This is a genomic window from Dyadobacter sp. HNCC25DJ183, assembly GCF_056895175.1.
In genome coordinates this window covers 1-552 of sequence record NZ_JBXHAP010000022.1, presented here as the reverse complement: position 1 = coordinate 552, position 552 = coordinate 1, and the positions used below count along the sequence as shown (strand labels likewise).

Genomic DNA, 552 nt, shown 5'->3' with positions numbered 1-552 from the left:
CTGCACAAAAGCAGGGCATTCATAAGGCTGGAACACATCGTTTTTCGTGTCCCCATTTGGTGTAAACACATTGGGCAGCACATACATCGGGCAGTTGTCCTTGCACACGGTATTGCTGGGGGCACTCTCCGCACCAAACCTGTTGACGGCCGTCACATAGTAGCAGCCTGCAAAGGAAGTAAGGCCGGTATGGTCGTACTCTGTTGCCAGCGGTGCAGGCGGGATAGTCACTGTTGCGATCAGGGCAGGTGTCTCATCTTCATAGCGGGCATAGTAGACCCTGTAAGCGGTCACTGCCGCGTCGCATTCTTTACCGTCTGCCTGCTGCGGATAGGTCCACGAGAGGTGGTTGGTAAATGTAGGCGAGTCGCAGAATGCGTCCGGGTGTGCTTGTAACGAATCACAGTTGAGTGGGTCAAGTGCCAGCACAGGCGGGCAAGGCTTGGTGGTATCCGAAGAAGATACACACAGTATTTGCGAGAAGTTGTAAAGTACAGCTGGCCTGATCTGGCTGTTGTTGTAAGAGCCCACCGTTTCCACTTTGTAGCAGTA

General features: G+C 53.4%; 1 pseudogene. It reads right to left on the bottom strand.

Going from position 1 to position 552, the window contains the following annotated elements:
- Positions 1 to 552 (bottom strand): annotated as a pseudogene (locus AC1XTG_RS25585) (gliding motility-associated C-terminal domain-containing protein); the annotation flags it as partial.